Annotated in this window: 13 protein-coding genes, 2 tRNA genes and 3 other RNA genes; 9 read left to right on the top strand and 9 right to left on the bottom strand. The window is 52.6% G+C overall.

Annotation, left to right across the window (positions count from 1 at the left end):
* Position 1 precedes the first annotated feature (1 nt).
* Positions 2 to 586, bottom strand: coding sequence for a ribosomal protein S5-alanine N-acetyltransferase (gene rimJ / locus HF675_RS10630; RefSeq protein WP_105233388.1), 585 nt, complete (start codon positions 584 to 586; stop codon positions 2 to 4).
* A 328-nt stretch (positions 587 to 914) separates the two neighbouring features.
* Between rimJ and HF675_RS10625 the strand changes: the two genes are divergently transcribed.
* The 4 genes from HF675_RS10625 to HF675_RS10610 all read left to right on the top strand — a co-directional run bounded on the left by HF675_RS10625 (position 915) and on the right by HF675_RS10610 (position 4347).
* A complete protein-coding gene (locus HF675_RS10625) occupies positions 915 to 1166 on the top strand; it encodes a hypothetical protein (RefSeq protein ID WP_105231419.1) in 252 nt (83 codons plus the stop codon).
* Positions 1167 to 1299: 133 nt separating this feature from the next.
* Positions 1300 to 1947, top strand: a complete 648-nt coding sequence (grxB, locus tag HF675_RS10620; protein ID WP_105231420.1) for a glutaredoxin 2 — start codon at positions 1300 to 1302, stop codon at positions 1945 to 1947.
* Positions 1948 to 1981: 34 nt separating this feature from the next.
* Positions 1982 to 3625: an AarF/ABC1/UbiB kinase family protein gene (locus HF675_RS10615; protein ID WP_187044576.1), complete on the top strand. Its 1644-nt coding sequence runs from the start codon at positions 1982 to 1984 to the stop codon at positions 3623 to 3625.
* Positions 3626 to 3783: 158 nt separating this feature from the next.
* Positions 3784 to 4347, top strand: a complete 564-nt coding sequence (locus tag HF675_RS10610; protein ID WP_105231422.1) for a lipoprotein — start codon at positions 3784 to 3786, stop codon at positions 4345 to 4347.
* Positions 4348 to 4390: 43 nt separating this feature from the next.
* Here HF675_RS10610 and HF675_RS10605 read toward each other — a convergent pair whose 3' ends face one another.
* The 4 genes from HF675_RS10605 to HF675_RS10590 form a co-directional block, all read right to left on the bottom strand.
* Positions 4391 to 4972, bottom strand: a complete 582-nt coding sequence (locus HF675_RS10605) for a molecular chaperone (RefSeq protein WP_105231423.1) — start codon at positions 4970 to 4972, stop codon at positions 4391 to 4393.
* Between the two features lie 43 nt (positions 4973 to 5015).
* Positions 5016 to 5753 carry a phosphatase gene (locus HF675_RS10600; protein ID WP_105231424.1) on the bottom strand — a complete coding sequence of 246 codons (738 nt, stop codon included), beginning with the start codon at positions 5751 to 5753 and terminating at the stop codon, positions 5016 to 5018.
* Between the two features lie 81 nt (positions 5754 to 5834).
* On the bottom strand, positions 5835 to 6776 hold the full coding sequence (gene ghrA, locus HF675_RS10595; RefSeq protein ID WP_105231425.1) for a glyoxylate/hydroxypyruvate reductase GhrA: 942 nt from the start codon (positions 6774 to 6776) through the stop codon (positions 5835 to 5837).
* A gap of 141 nt (positions 6777 to 6917) precedes the next feature.
* On the bottom strand, positions 6918 to 8387 hold the full coding sequence (locus tag HF675_RS10590) for a peptide MFS transporter (RefSeq protein ID WP_105231426.1): 1470 nt from the start codon (positions 8385 to 8387) through the stop codon (positions 6918 to 6920).
* 491 nt (positions 8388 to 8878) lie between these two features.
* On the opposite strand from HF675_RS10590, the gene HF675_RS10585 reads away from it, so the two are divergent.
* The 5 genes from HF675_RS10585 (at position 8879) to HF675_RS10565 (ending at position 9812) form a co-directional block, all read left to right on the top strand.
* Positions 8879 to 8968, top strand: a tRNA-Ser gene (locus HF675_RS10585).
* A 44-nt stretch (positions 8969 to 9012) separates the two neighbouring features.
* Positions 9013 to 9133, top strand: a non-coding RNA gene (locus HF675_RS10580) — RtT sRNA.
* Between the two features lie 259 nt (positions 9134 to 9392).
* Positions 9393 to 9482, top strand: a tRNA-Ser gene (locus tag HF675_RS10575).
* A gap of 43 nt (positions 9483 to 9525) precedes the next feature.
* Positions 9526 to 9647, top strand: a non-coding RNA gene (locus HF675_RS10570) — RtT sRNA.
* 43 nt (positions 9648 to 9690) lie between these two features.
* Positions 9691 to 9812, top strand: a non-coding RNA gene (locus HF675_RS10565) — RtT sRNA.
* Between the two features lie 74 nt (positions 9813 to 9886).
* On the opposite strand, the gene HF675_RS10560 is transcribed toward HF675_RS10565, so the two are convergent.
* From HF675_RS10560 to HF675_RS10545, 4 genes are all read right to left on the bottom strand, one after another.
* Entirely contained in the window at positions 9887 to 11905 is a 2019-nt protein-coding gene (locus tag HF675_RS10560) for an AAA family ATPase (protein ID WP_255427350.1), read from the bottom strand.
* 238 nt (positions 11906 to 12143) lie between these two features.
* Positions 12144 to 12998 (bottom strand): 3-deoxy-8-phosphooctulonate synthase, encoded by an 855-nt coding sequence (gene kdsA / locus HF675_RS10555; protein WP_015672646.1) that lies wholly within the window; start codon positions 12996 to 12998, stop codon positions 12144 to 12146.
* Positions 12999 to 13031: 33 nt separating this feature from the next.
* Entirely contained in the window at positions 13032 to 13841 is an 810-nt protein-coding gene (gene sirB1 / locus HF675_RS10550) for an invasion regulator SirB1 (RefSeq protein ID WP_111736956.1), read from the bottom strand.
* The gene (locus tag HF675_RS10545) at positions 13838 to 14236 is read right to left on the bottom strand and encodes a SirB2 family protein (RefSeq protein ID WP_105233390.1); all 399 of its coding nucleotides are present in this window, start codon (positions 14234 to 14236) and stop codon (positions 13838 to 13840) included. Before HF675_RS10545 ends, sirB1 begins: the two co-directional genes overlap by 4 nt.
* Between the last annotated feature and the right edge of the window lie 15 nt (positions 14237 to 14251).

Genomic DNA, 14251 nt, shown 5'->3' with positions numbered 1-14251 from the left:
CTCAACGTGGCGGAAGCCATTCTTTATTGGTTAACGCGGTCAGCACGTGATCCTGCCACGTGCCGTCGATCAGCAGGTAGTCCTTGGCGTATCCTTCACGCTCAAAGCCCAGACGCGCCAACAGCGCGCCGCTGCGCTGATTATGCGGCATATAGTTCGCCATAATGCGGTGCATACGCTGCTGACGCATCATATAGCGGTTCGCCGCCTGTAGCGCTTCATACATCAATCCCTGTCCCTGCCATTTCTCACCGAGTGAATAGCCAAGGAAACAGGCATGAAAAGAGCCCCGCAGCACATTGCTGAAGTTCGCAACGCCGCGCACCTCATTTTCATCCGGATCAAGCAGAATGAAGTAGTAGGCGTTGCCCTGCTTTTGCATTTCCGTGATCATGCCGAGCCGCGCCTGCCAGCCGGAAGGATAGCAATAGCTTTCATCACGCACCGGCTCCCAGGGTTTGAGGAAGGCGCGATTCTCCGCGTAATAATCCGCCAGGCGGTAGGCATCGCGCTCATGCACTAAACGGACGGCCAGGCGATCGGTGGTAAGACGTACTTTTGGTGATGCAGAGCGATAGCCGAACATCATTTCCCCCGCTATTCGGAACGGTTCGATAAAAAGAGAGTGATGGAACTGCGCCCTATGCATCAAGCGGCATAAACCGTATTTCCCGTCATTGAATATAACCGTAGCCTGCCTCACAGGTAAAACCCCAAGCGCTCAGTAAATAAGCGGTCAGTTTTTTTTCCCGCGCTTTTGTCGGCATGCTCCCGTTATTTCGGCGACCTCATCCGGAAACAGGTGGTCAACGCTTCGGCAAACAGACGTAAAATACGCGCTAAGTCACCAGAAAATCAGCAATATTTATATCAACTGCTATTCTGGTAGTACATTCACATCAGGAGTCGTCAGCATGTCCGAAGAAAACAATCACCTGCCCCAGCTGTTGGAACATATGGTTTTGAACCTGCGTATGATCTATGCCCGCTCCACGCTGATGGAGAAAGCTCTGGCGCGTATTTTGGCGGATGACAACGCGCTGAAAAGCGATGTGATTGAACAGCTTCAGCAGGTTAACGCCGCCACCGAGCGCGATAAAGTCGATTTAGAGCAGGCCCGCCAGCATTTGATTGACGTTTTCAATTCCATTCCCGCCAAAGAATAACCTCTCCCCCAGGCGCAACCTGCCGTGGTACGGTGGGTTACGCCTATTAGGCATCTTCCGGCAAGAATAGCGGGCGACAGCATCCGTAAGCTGTGCTAACTATTGCGGCAATCACCTGACAACGGGAGCGAGTATGAAACTGTTTATCTACGATCACTGCCCATTCTGCGTTAAGGCGCGCATGATTTTCGGTCTGCAAGGTCAGCCGGTGCGGCTGGTCACCCTGCTTAACGACGACGAAATCACGCCGACCACCATGATTGGTAAAAAAATGGCGCCTATTCTGCAAAAAGATGACGGCAGCTATCTGCCGGAAAGCATGGACATCGTGCACTATATCGATCGGCTGGCCGATAAGCCGCTGCTGACCGGCTCCAGCAACCCGGCTATCGGCGAATGGCTGGCGCAGACTGCGGAATATACGCCGCAGCTGCTGTTGCCGCGCTTCGCCCAGGCCGACTTTGAAGAGTTCGCCACCGACAGCGCCCGTCAGTACTTTATTAATAAAAAACAGGCGGCGATCGGCGACTTTTCCCAACACCTGGCGAACAGCGCCGACCTTATCGCCCGTCTGGAGCAGGATCTGCCGGCGCTGGCGGCGCTGATCGTCTCGCCGGAGGCGGTCAACGGCACGCTGTCGGAAGACGATATACACCTGTTCCCGCTGCTGCGTTCGCTGTCCATCGTCGCCGGCGTTGCGCTACCGGAGCCGGTTGAGGCCTACCGTAACCGCATGGCTGAACGCAGCGATATCCCGCTGCTGCTGAATATGGAACAGTAATCACCGCCGCTGCGGTCAAAGGAGGAGCGCACAGATGCTGAAAATGGTGTTCGTCACCGCGCGCGATCGGGCGCGGCTGGCTGAAATTTCTGCGGTGCTGATCCGCTACGGTCTACAGGATGTGGTGCGTCTGCTGGGTTTAAGCCCGCTGCTAACCGCCGGCAAAGGCACCCCGCAGACGGATGACAGCCCGCTTTCACTGCCCGAACGTCTGCGCGCGGCGCTGGAAGCGCTGGGGCCGACCTTTGTCAAATTCGGCCAGATACTGGCGACCCGCTCCGATCTGCTCGACGCCGGCTGGACCAGCGAGCTGGACAAGCTGCACAGTCAGGCGTCCACACTGCCCTGGCAAACGCTGGCCGGTCAGGTGCATGCCGATCTGGGCGGCGACCCGCAGCAGATCTTTGCGCAGTTCGATACCCAACCGCTGGCGGCGGCATCCATGGCGCAAATTTATCGCGCCAGGCTGCACAGCGGCGAAGCGGTGATCGTCAAAGTATTGCGTCCGGGCCTGGCAAAAACCATTCAGGCCGATGTCCGTCTGCTGCGCTATCTGGCCGAAACGGTGGAACAGCAAAGCCCGGCGCTGGCGCGCTATCGCCCGGTGCAGATGGTGCAGACGCTGGCCACCGCGCTGAATAACGAGCTGGATCTGACCCACGAAGGGAATAACTGCGAACAGGTCGCGCAGCGCTTTAGCGATCGGCCAGAGGTGAAGATCCCGAAAATTTACTGGCAATGGTCAGGTAAACGGCTGCTGGTGCAGGAGTTTCTGCCCGGCATCGCGCCGGAAAACCCGCAGCAGTTGGCGGAGGCCGGCTTTAACGGCCCGCTGCTGGCACAGCGCGGCGCGCAGGCGTTTATGCGTATGGTGCTGGAACACCGCCTGTATCACGCCGACCCGCACCCCGGCAACGTGATGGCGCTTGACGGCGACCGCGTGGGTTTTATTGACTTCGGGATGGTCGGGCAACTGTCAGCAACGCGGCGCAATCAGCTGTTGCGCGTGCTGCAGGCAATTGCCGAGCGGCAGAGCGAAGGCATCGTCAACACGCTGCTCGCCTGGTCAGACAGCAATAACCCCGACGTGCAGGATCTGGAACTGGCGGCGCAGAACTATCTGGACAAACAGGGGTTCGGCACCTTAACGCTCGGCAAAGCGCTGACCGACCTGCTGGCGATGTCCCGCGAACACCAGCTGGCGCTGCCGCCCGATCTGGCGCTGCTGTTTAAAGCGCTGATCACCGCCGACGGCGTGCTGCACCGGCTGGATCCAGACTTTGACATTATCAGCACCTTGAAACCGATGCTGCAACAGCTCACGCTGCAGCGTTACGCGCCGGAAGCGCTGCGTCAGCGCATGTTTGCGCTGGGTGCCGACGCGCTGGATGCCAGTGATGAACTGCCGCAAAACCTGCGCCTGCTGCTGCGGCGTCTGACGCGCGGCCAGCTCAATGCCGACATCAACGTCAGCAATCTTTCACAGCTGAGTAAAGCATTGGAACGTGCGGCGGTGACGCTGGCTATCGCCATTGTCACCGCCGCCTTTGCGCTGGGCCTGGCGCCCTACCTGATGCACGTCTCCCCACGCTTATGGGGCGTGCCGCTGTTTCCGCTGCTCGGCGGTTTGGCTTGCATCGGCGGCATCGTCCTTCTGGTTCTGCGGCTGCGGCGATGAGAAGCAGGAGATTCGGCGTTATCCGATAGGCGCACCGCCGATTCCCGCGCACTATCAACGCGCGCGGGGTTTATCGCTTGGGTTGCGAATGCGCGCATGTTTATAATGATAATCAATTCATTATTGGCATTTTTATTAGCAGTAGTTATGAGGCACGTATGAAAAAGATGGTTATGGGCGCAGCCGCCCTGATGTTTGTCGGCGCGCTAGCCGGCTGCAACAAGCTGACCCAGTACACGCTCAGCGAACAGGAAGTTAATGACTACCTGCAGAAACATAATGATTACCAGAAGCAGATCGGCGTGCCAGGGCTGGTGGATGCGCATATCGTGCTGACGCAGCTGCAGAGCCAGATCGGCCGCAGCGAACCGGGCAAGGTTACCCTTTCCGGCAATGCCAAAGTGGACATCACCTCGATTCTGGGGCCACAGCAGGCGGACATGCAGCTGACGCTGAAGGCGCAGCCGACCTATGACCGTGAGAAAGGAGCCATTTTCCTGAAAGATATGGAGCTGACCGACTATAAAGTGCAGCCGGAAAAAATGGATACCGTGATGAAGGCGATTTCGCCTTATCTGAATCAGTCACTGAAAAGTTACTTCAACCAGAAACCGGCCTATGTGCTGGACCCGAACAAGAGCAAAACCGAAGCCATGGCGCGCAAACTGGCCAAAGGGCTGGAAGTGAAGCCGGGCGAACTGGTGATTCCGTTTACTGATTAAATTCAGCGCATGAAGGCGCAGCAACCGCTGCGCCTGACAGGTTTTACGCCTGCTCGTCGTCTTCAGAGCCTTCCTGCTCTTCATACTCCGCCAGTTCATCGCGCATCGCCTGCAATGCATCACGGGTAATCATCGCCAATGTGCGATAAAAACCGCTGGTTGCATGGGCTTCAACCTTGCCGAGGAAACGTCCGCACCACGGCAGCAAATATTCATCAAACAGCGTAATTTGCGCCTGCGCCTCATCTTCCTGCGACTGATCTTCCAGCCAGGATGCCGCCAGCAGCAGCGAGCCGAAGTGATCCGCCGGCGCCTCGCCGAGCGGCATACCGCGCTGCTGCAGGAAACTGCGCACTTCGCTTTCCGTCGCCCCCTCAACATAGGTTGAGCGCAGCGGCGATACGCTGCATTCAGCGCCAACGAACAACGCGTTAAAGTCGGCAGCCAGCAGGTGCGGCTCGCAGCCTTGCTGTAAACGCTGGAGCAATTCATCCTGCTCCAGCGGCCAGTGCTGCTGCAGTTTACCCTCTTGAATCAGGCTGAACAGCGGCACCAGCAGCGGGTCCTGCGGCTGACGGTAAAACAGCGTCCCCAGCACGCGGCAGACGATGGAAAACTCATTCATGATGAAATCCTATGCAAAGGCGGAAATTTTTTCCGTGACGATGTCACAGATCGGCCAATTCCGCAATCGCTGGTTTGCCGCGTTGCTCAAGAAAGTTCAGTAAACGACGCGGACTGACGTTGAGGATGCGATCCTGCGGGAATTCAACCTCGGCAAGGATGCGTTCACAGTGCTCAAAACCTCCCAGCGAAAAGGCAATATGCGAGTCTGAGCCCAGCGCCAGCCAGCCTCCGGCATCACGCACCGCAGCGGCGATCGCCCGGCAGTTGGCTTCACTGCCCTTACGTGAATGCGTAAACGATGAGTTGTTCAGCTCAAGCGCCACATTATAACGCGCAGCGGCGGCGGCAACCTCCGGGATATCAATCGGATAACGCGGATTGCCCGGATGACTGATGATGTGGACATCGCCCTGCGCCATCGCGGCAATCATCGCCTGCGTATGGGCAGCCCGATCCTGCGGTGCAAACACCGGCTCATGGAAACCGGCGATAATCACATCAATGGCATCCAGCATCGGGCCGGTGCAGTCAATATCGCCGTCCAAATTCTTAATGTTGGCTTCAATGCCGCGTAAAATGGCAACGCCGTCCACTAACCGCGGCCAGACGCGCATATTCATAAAGTGCCAGTAGTGCGGCGCATCGGCCATATCCGGGCCGTGGTCGGTAATGGCAAACAGCTGGATGCCCTTCTGCTTGGCTTCGGCGACATAATCATGCAGCGTGCTGTAGGCATGGGTGCTGGCAACGGTATGCATGTGTAAATCAACGGGGTACATTGCTTCTCCTTATTCGTGGGTCAGCCGCCATGCGCAAACGGCGGGCGCGGTTGCGCCTTAGCATAGCAGTTAACCGGCTCATTAATAACCTCTGCGAATATCCACAATTCCCGTCGGCGTCTCTCCGGCTTCGATCGCTAAAATATTCTGGGCAACCCGATCCATCGCCTGTTCAGGCAAGGTAATCGCGGCAATATGCGGCGTGATGGTAACGGCGGGATGACGCCAGAAGGCGTGCGCCGGCGGCAGCGGCTCTTGCACAAAGACATCCAGCGTCGCCGCTTTAATCTGCCCCAGCTCCAGCGCCGCCAGCAGATCCTCCTCAACCAGATGCGCGCCGCGCGCCAGGTTGAGCAGATAAGCCTGCGGCGCTAAATGGGCAAACATCTCACCGTTGAGGATCCCCTGGGTTTCCGGCGTATTGGGCAGCAGGTTAATCAACAGCTTGACGCCGTCCAGGAATGCCGGCCGCTGCGCCTCGCCGGCGAAACTGCTCACGCCGTCAATCTGCTTGGCGCTGCGGCTCCAGCAGCGGACGTTAAAGCCGAAGTCCACCAATTTTTGCGCCACCGCCCTGCCCAACACGCCGGCGCCGAGAATACCGATAGTGAAATCCTGTAGCTGATGCGGCTCCAGCGGCTGCCACTCTCCCTGTTGCTGCTGCCGCTGGTACTCATCGAAACGGCGGAAATAGCGCAGCACGTAACTCAGCGCATACTCCTGCATCTGCTGCGCCATACCGGTATCTTCCAGCCGTAACAGCGGTACCCCCGCCGGCAGCGTACCGGGATGTTGCCTCTCCTGCTGCAAAATGGCGTCAACGCCGGCTCCCAGGGCGAACACGCCTTTCAGCTGATGACGCCCGGCCAGCATTTCATACGGCGGCAGCCAGACCAGCGCATAGTCTGCCGGACGATCGTCCCCCGGCTGCCAGATGCGCAGCGTGGAACCGGGCAAACGCTGCTGCATGCCCGCCTGCCACTGCTGCGCATTAAACGTAGGATGGTAAAACATAATGTTCATGGTAAGAGAGGCTCCTGCTTGTTCGCTGTTATTGTCCCCTCAGGTTTCCGTGAATCGTCAGAAGATGCAAGAGTAAAACCGACAAATAAAAACAGCCCCGACCAGTGGGGCTGTTTCGCTCAGGCTAGTGCCGCTGCGCCGTCAGACGCGCTGGATCAGGCGGCGCAGCAGTGGTATCAGGATCAACAGCACCACGCCCACGCCGGCCGCTCCCCACCCCAGCATGCTGAAGACATGGCTGTAGCCGGGGTTGGTTAACAACGGCGTACTGCCGCTGTTTTCCGGCATCAGGCCGGATACATAGCCCGCCAGCACTGAGCCGACGCCGGTCACCATCATCCAGCAGCCCATCATGACGCCCTGGTAACGCGCCGGCGCCAACTTGCCGATCATGGCGTAACCGATGGGCGAAATCAGCAATTCGCCAATGCTCTGCAACACGTAACTGATAACGATCCATTTAAACGCCACCAGTCCGTCGCCGCCCGCCAGGCTGATGCCCAGCGGCAGCACCAGCATCCCCAGCCCCATACAGAACAAGGAGCCGGAAAACTGCAGGGGAATATCAATCTTGCAGCCGCGGGCGCGCAGGCGGTTAAACCACCAGGCCAGCAGTGGGCCGCCGATGACGATCACCAGCGTGTTGATGTTCTGGATCCACTGCGGGGCAACATGGATGCCATACGGGTTCAGATTGATATTGTGCTCCGAAAACAGCATCAGCCCCATCGGCGCCAGCTGATACAGCATCCAGAAGACCAGCGATCCCAAGGCCAGAATCAGGTAGGCGCTCATCCGCCGACGCTCATCGCGCGGATGATGGCGTAGCGTAACGAGACATAGCAGCAAGAAAATGGCGCATCCCAGGCCAATCACAAAGTAACCGCTGAATTCAGCATGGGTCAGCATCAGACGAATCACCGGCACCAGAATCACTAATACCGCCAGACCGGCCAACAACCGACGGCGATACTGCGACGGCGTCGTATCAAGCAATGGGGTATTGATATCGGCCAGCATGCGCCAGCGCAGCGCCGCAACGATAATCGCCCCGGCGTTGCCCAGCGTGGCGAACAGAAACAGCGTGCGGTAACTTTCCGTCAGTTGGAAATAGCCGGCGGCACTGTAGCCAACAAAAAAACCCAGGTTCATCGCGGCATAGTTCCACAAAAACGCCATCTCGCGCCGGTCATCCTCGGGCTTGAACCGCTGCGTCAGCATCATATTAATGCAGGTGACGTTCAGCCCGCTGCCGGTGAGGAACATCGCCAGCCCCCAATACAGCCCCCAGACGCCGGCCAGAGCAATCGTCGCGCACCCCGCCACCTGCAGCACCATCCCCAGGACAAACAGGTTGCGGTTGCTGAGATAGCGTCCGCCCAGGTAGCCGCCGAACAGGTGCAGGCCATAGTTGAACGCGCCGAATACGCCCATCATGGCGTTGGCGCTGCTTTCGCTGAACCCCAGACGCTTGGTGGCATACAGCACCAGCGTGGAGTACAGCACGGCAAAGCCTAGCGTAGCGAAGATTTGGATAAAGAACAGCGCTCCCGCGCCGGAAGGGGCAACATGGCGTGACGACGCCGCCAGTGTGGAATCTGAGTCAGTCAAAGCAAACCTCTACTGCATTATTATTTGATGGTTTTATCCCTGTCTGCGCTATCTGCCCTACGCCTTCGCTACACGCGGCGGAGAGCCGGTGCAACCGATAAGGAAATGGCATCAATAGCGCGGTAAGCGGCGCGGACGTTGATGTTTCCTTGCAAAAATCCCCACACGCTCGTCACTCCATTTAGCGGCATATTTGACTAATAATCCAGTATTAATGAATACATTGGCAATACGACATAACGAAACGGTGGAATATTAATCTACAAATGGATAATTTGCTCAAATAACAAACCAGACGACAGTTCCAAGTTTCTTATCGGCCATTCTCGGCGGCAGGTGAAGAATAAATAGCTGATTATTGTGCGTGAAATCAGCAAATTGCTGCAAGTTTAGCTAAACAAACTGAAAGCGTAAAAAGAGTGTTGACGCTGGGATCAGTTTCTCCTACATTAGCGCCCGTCGACAACGCAAGGCGCTGACGATGACAATATGGTGAGGTGTCCGAGTGGCTGAAGGAGCACGCCTGGAAAGTGTGTATACGCGAAAGTGTATCGAGGGTTCGAATCCCTCCCTCACCGCCATATTCCAAGAGAAAGCCTGAACTCATGTTCAGGCTTTTTTGCTTTATATTCCCCGTCCGGGAGGGTGAGACCCTCGACAGGGTTCGACAAAACGCAACGCGTTTTGCACAGCCGTCAGGCTGCCCGCAGGGTGAGCGCAGCGAATACATCCCTCCCTCACCGCCATATTCCAAGAGAGAGAGCCTGAACTCATGTTCAGGCTTTTTTGCTTTATATTCCCCGACCGGGAGGGTGAGAACCCTCGACAGGGTTCGATAAAACGAAGCTTTGGACGGTAACCCCCAATAACTTTGTCGGACTTTCAGCCAAAAAGAACACAACTTAACCACCCGTTACGAAACCAAAAAAATATGCTTGACCCACCCGCCCTCACTCCCTATAGTAGCGCCCCGTTGCCCTGACGCATTCAGCGCAACGACAATATGGTGAGGTGTCCGAGTGGCTGAAGGAGCACGCCTGGAAAGTGTGTATACGCGAAAGTGTATCGAGGGTTCGAATCCCTCCCTCACCGCCATATTCTAAGAGAAAGCCTGAACTCACGTTCAGGCTTTTTTGCTTATATTCCCCGTCCGGGAGGGTGAGAACCCTCGACAGGGTTCGACAAAACGCAACGCGTTTTGCACAGCCGTCAGGCTGCCCGCAGGGTGAGCGCAGCGAATACATCCCTCCCTCACCGCCATATTCTAAGAGAAAGCCTGAACTCACGTTCAGGCTTTTTTGCTTATATTCCCCGTCCGGGAGGGTGAGAACCCTCGACAGGGTTCGACAAAACGCAACGCGTTTTGCACAGCCGTCAGGCTGCCCGCAGGGTGAGCGCAGCGAATACATCCCTCCCTCACCGCCATATTCCAAGAGAAAGCCTGAACTTATGTTCAAGATTTTTTACTTTATATTTTTCTTCCTTGCACTAATAGCCAATTATGAGTTGACAAAAAAACATTTTATTTTATTCACCCATAAATCCTCACTTCTAATTACAACTTTTCCCGGGTCTCGATTGTACTCATCAGCAATAATTTTTTTCATTCTATCTGTCGTTATATATTCATGGAATTCTTTCATTCTTTCATAGGAGTCTTTGGTTTTTTTACTTAAGAATTCCATACCGTTACTTATGTTTGTAAATTTAACCCCCTTTTTAAATTCATACAACCTCATAAAACCCTGTAAAATACTATCATCTTTTGATATTTTTTCTAATGATGAATAAAATAACTCAGGATCTAACAAGTCTTCAATCTCGGTATTTGTTGCATCAGTTGATGCAATACTGATGAGATTAGATTCATCATTTCTAATCGACAGTCTGAAAAAACCAAGTTTTCTATTATACCGTCCGTGATTATACCCTTCCATTCTGATTAAATTCTTTGTATCTGTATCTATTAAGCATAGTACCTTCCCCTTTATTAATTTATTTTCTTGCTCATCGGAAAACGGAACATGCAGAAACTCAAAAATCTTCTTGATATTACCACAACCATTAAATGGAAGAATAAATAGATTAGGGATCGAGTCCTTTAAATAAGAATTTAAGTATAAACAATCTTCACTTCCTTCGCAAAATATCCAATTGTATTCATTTTTCTTCAATAAACTTAACATTGATGCCATCAAATCAAAATAGCTTTTAATTTCTATTGAATTGGGAAATGCCCTTCTACCTTCTTGGATGTTTTGCAATGGAAATGCATCTATCACAACATTATTATTAGCCTCCCCTCTAGAAATATAATGTAATGACGCATGCATAGGTCTTAACACCAACCCATACCAATGAGTTGTTATAAATATTTGTCTACCATACCTTTCAGATAAATTTATTAAACTACAAAATTGTTCAAATCTATGTGCTGGCTCCAATGACACTTCAGGTTCATCAATTGCAAGAATAACCTCTTTATTTTTAGGCGACTCGGTAGACAATAGAGCTGTCGCCACATCGATTAGCGCTATACGCTGCTCTCCAGAACTTAAGTTTTTAATGTTCTTTGAATCTTTTGATAATGGTCTAAACGTAAAATACCTCAAGAAGATAGAATCTAAAATATCAGTTGGCTTTATTGGCCGCTTAATTGCCCCTTTATATTCAAATTTATAACCCTCAGGTATTTTTTTATTAATTTCATCAATATATAAATCAAGCTTGCTATTAATAATATCAATCACACTATGCTTCTTTGTTTTTCCTTTCCCCTTATTTAAAGGATGATCTTCAGATAGATTATGCTCTTTGTTAGATAAAAGCATTCTGATTTCATCAGAAATCTCCCTATCCATCATACCCTGCATTTCATACGCCTGAAGAGACAATATATCACTTGTTTTATTCTCCACTGGAATATAGACAAATTTATAACGATCCAATATCCTCTTAAAGATACTGGTTATTTTGTCTTTCGAAACACCATCTTTCTTTGTCGCATCCGTTATTTTTTTATGAAAAGTACTTGTTAACAGCACTGCACCATCAAAGTTCTTACCAATAGATATTAAAAAATAATCATCCGGGGAATACCAATCTCTCAGACTATCTCGATATGTAATATATTTCTTTGTAAACTCAGTGTTTGACACTTCAAGAAAATTAAAGTTCCAAAAATAATGGGAAATCCTCTCCATCTGCTGAATATCATCACCAAGCCATTCTGATTTTTTAATAATGAATAATGGGAATATGTTGACGCGATCTTTTTTCTGTCCAATCGAGTATGCCCACTCCCTGCTATCAACATTATTCATTAAACAGTCGATACTTTCTAGTATCGCAGACTTACCGGCGCCATTATCGCCGGCAAAAATTGTCATGCGATCGCTTCCTGACGTTAAAAATGGTATGAAATTGATATTTTCATAATTTTTAAAGTTACGCAAAAAAAGGCCACAAATCATTACATAATCCTTTGCAATAAAAACCACAAAAAATAAAATATACATGATGTATCATTGGTTGGCATATTCCATTTGGTTATATTAATGGCAAAATTAATTGAGTGGGCGGAATAAAGATAACGACGTATAGAAATAAACCGATACTATACGTATGATAAAGTAGTAACAAATAGATAAACATTCTACTTTTTTATATCTTTTTAGCTGCGAACTAAAGCCGGCTCAACACCGCAATAAAAAAGCCCGACGTCATGTCGGGCTTTTTCCATTCAACAGCTGGGAATCAGTTGCTGGTATCGAGTTCCGGGAAACTTTTCACCAGATCGTCGATCGCCTTCATCTGTACCAGGAACGGCTCCAGCTTATCCAGCGGCAGCGCTGACGGGCCGTCGCACTTGGCGTTGTTCGGATCCGGGTGCGCCTCAATAAACAGGCCGGCCAGGCCCACCGCCATACCGGCGCGCGCCAGTTCAGTTACCTGAGCGCGACGACCGCCGGAAGCGGCGCCAAACGGATCGCGGGTTTGCAGCGCATGGGTCACGTCGAAAATCACCGGATGGCCGCCGGTGGCGTTCTTCATCACGTTGATGCCCAACATATCAACCACCAGGTTGTCATAGCCAAAGTTGCTGCCGCGGTCGCACAGAATAACCTGGTCGTTGCCGCCTTCTTTGAATTTCTCCACGATGTTGCCCATCTGGCCCGGGCTGACGAACTGTGGTTTTTTAACGTTGATCACCGCGCCGGTTTTCGCCATCGCTTCCACCAGATCGGTCTGACGCGCCAAAAACGCAGGCAGCTGAATAACATCAACCACTTCCGCCACTGGCTGAGCCTGAGCAGCCTCATGCACGTCGGTGATGGTTTTTACGCCGAAGGTTTGCTTCAACTCTTCAAAAATACGCATCCCCTCTTCCAGGCCCGGCCCGCGATAAGAGTGAATGGAAGAGCGGTTGGCTTTATCAAATGAAGCCTTGAAGACGTAAGGAATACCCAGTTTTTGCGTCACCGTGACGTAGTGTTCGCAGATGCGCATCGCCAAATCGCGCGATTCAAGCACGTTCATACCACCGAACAGCACAAACGGCAGGTCGTTCGCTACGTTGATGTCGCCAATGCTAATCACTTTCTGTTTCATGCTTTCGCCTTTATTGAGGGTAAGTCGCCAAAATTAGTGCAGCGTCACCTGTTTGGGTTCGATCGCGTGGATCTGTACTTTGATCACTTCGCTGACCGGATCTTCAGGACACTGCTCGATAAAATAGTTGAGGTCAGAAATCGCCACATGGTTGCACTCCAGCTGCGCATAGATTAAACCACGGTCACGAATTTCATACGGATCGTCCGGGTCAAAGCACAGCACCGTTTCACTGGCGCGCAGCGCCATTTCCATCTGCTTTTCTTCCATCAGGGCGGCTTTCAGCGTATCGAGCATCTTACGCACCACCATATTATTCTCCGCTTCATCCAGATCGTCATCTTCCAGTTCGGCGGATAAACCCAGATTGCCCCTGATCCAGGCCTCAAGCGTATGCTCATTCAGCGTTTCGCCGTTAAGCGGATTGATTAGCCACATCTCATCATCCATCCAGTCGGCCCGCAGGATTAACTGGGTCGGAAAAATTACCGGCATCAGCGGTAAACCGAGCTGATGGGCGATGTGCAAAAAGATAGTGCCCAGCGATACCGGCGTACCCTGGCGCCCTTCCAACACCTTATCCAGCCAGATGGCATCAGAAAGACGGTAGACGCCGCTCGCCCCGCCAAACCCCCAGGTACGGTAAAACAGCTCAATGAGTGCCTCTAATCGCTGTTCCTGACTGAGATCGTCCGGCACTGCCGCCCGCGCTTCTTCAGACAATCGCTGCAGTTGGCGCGCCACGTCGGCAGCAGGAAAATCTCGCCGCACGCGCTGAGACACCAGAATGACCCCTGCGCTCAGCGGTGAAGAATTAAATTCAAAATCAGCAATGCTACTCATAGGTATCCCATCAGAAACGGTATTTTCGTCGTGGCAAGTTTAATAATCAGGTAGAGACAGCCCAGAGCCAGAATAAACGCCGACGTGCGTAACCCCGCGCTGCGGACTTTCTTGCTCAGTGCAACGTAGCCCAGCAGGATATAGATAATAACGCCAAACAGCTTTTCGGTCAGCCAGGAGTCCATGCCCAGCAGCGGGTAAAGCTGGAACATCACCACCAGTGCAATGCCGCTCAGAAACAGCACGGTGTCATTAATATGCGGCGCTATCTTCACCCAGCGCCGGTTCATCATCGCCGAATCACGCCATTTCCAGAAAAAACGCAATACAAACAAAACAATACTGATGGTTACCGTCAACAGATGCAAATTTTTTAACGCGGCGTAGGCTGTCATGGTCATTCCCTTTGC

Source organism: Serratia sp. JUb9 (assembly GCF_014298095.1).
Taxonomy (GTDB): domain Bacteria; phylum Pseudomonadota; class Gammaproteobacteria; order Enterobacterales; family Enterobacteriaceae; genus Serratia_B; species Serratia_B rhizosphaerae.
This window is presented reverse-complemented; position numbering and strand designations above follow the sequence as displayed.

Coding starts and splice junctions, on each gene's coding strand:
- sirB1 (WP_111736956.1), bottom strand. CDS start 13,841: ATGAGTAGCATTGCTGATTTTGAATTTAATTCTTCACCGCTGAGCGCA.
- HF675_RS10605 (WP_105231423.1), bottom strand. CDS start 4,972: ATGAATGAGTTTTCCATCGTCTGCCGCGTGCTGGGGACGCTGTTTTAC.
- kdsA (WP_015672646.1), bottom strand. CDS start 12,998: ATGAAACAGAAAGTGATTAGCATTGGCGACATCAACGTAGCGAACGAC.
- HF675_RS10610 (WP_105231422.1), top strand. CDS start 3,784: ATGAAAAAGATGGTTATGGGCGCAGCCGCCCTGATGTTTGTCGGCGCG.
- HF675_RS10615 (WP_187044576.1), top strand. CDS start 1,982: ATGCTGAAAATGGTGTTCGTCACCGCGCGCGATCGGGCGCGGCTGGCT.
- rimJ (WP_105233388.1), bottom strand. CDS start 586: ATGTTCGGCTATCGCTCTGCATCACCAAAAGTACGTCTTACCACCGAT.
- ghrA (WP_105231425.1), bottom strand. CDS start 6,776: ATGAACATTATGTTTTACCATCCTACGTTTAATGCGCAGCAGTGGCAG.
- HF675_RS10625 (WP_105231419.1), top strand. CDS start 915: ATGTCCGAAGAAAACAATCACCTGCCCCAGCTGTTGGAACATATGGTT.
- HF675_RS10560 (WP_255427350.1), bottom strand. CDS start 11,905: ATGTATATTTTATTTTTTGTGGTTTTTATTGCAAAGGATTATGTAATG.
- HF675_RS10545 (WP_105233390.1), bottom strand. CDS start 14,236: ATGACAGCCTACGCCGCGTTAAAAAATTTGCATCTGTTGACGGTAACC.
- HF675_RS10600 (WP_105231424.1), bottom strand. CDS start 5,753: ATGTACCCCGTTGATTTACACATGCATACCGTTGCCAGCACCCATGCC.
- grxB (WP_105231420.1), top strand. CDS start 1,300: ATGAAACTGTTTATCTACGATCACTGCCCATTCTGCGTTAAGGCGCGC.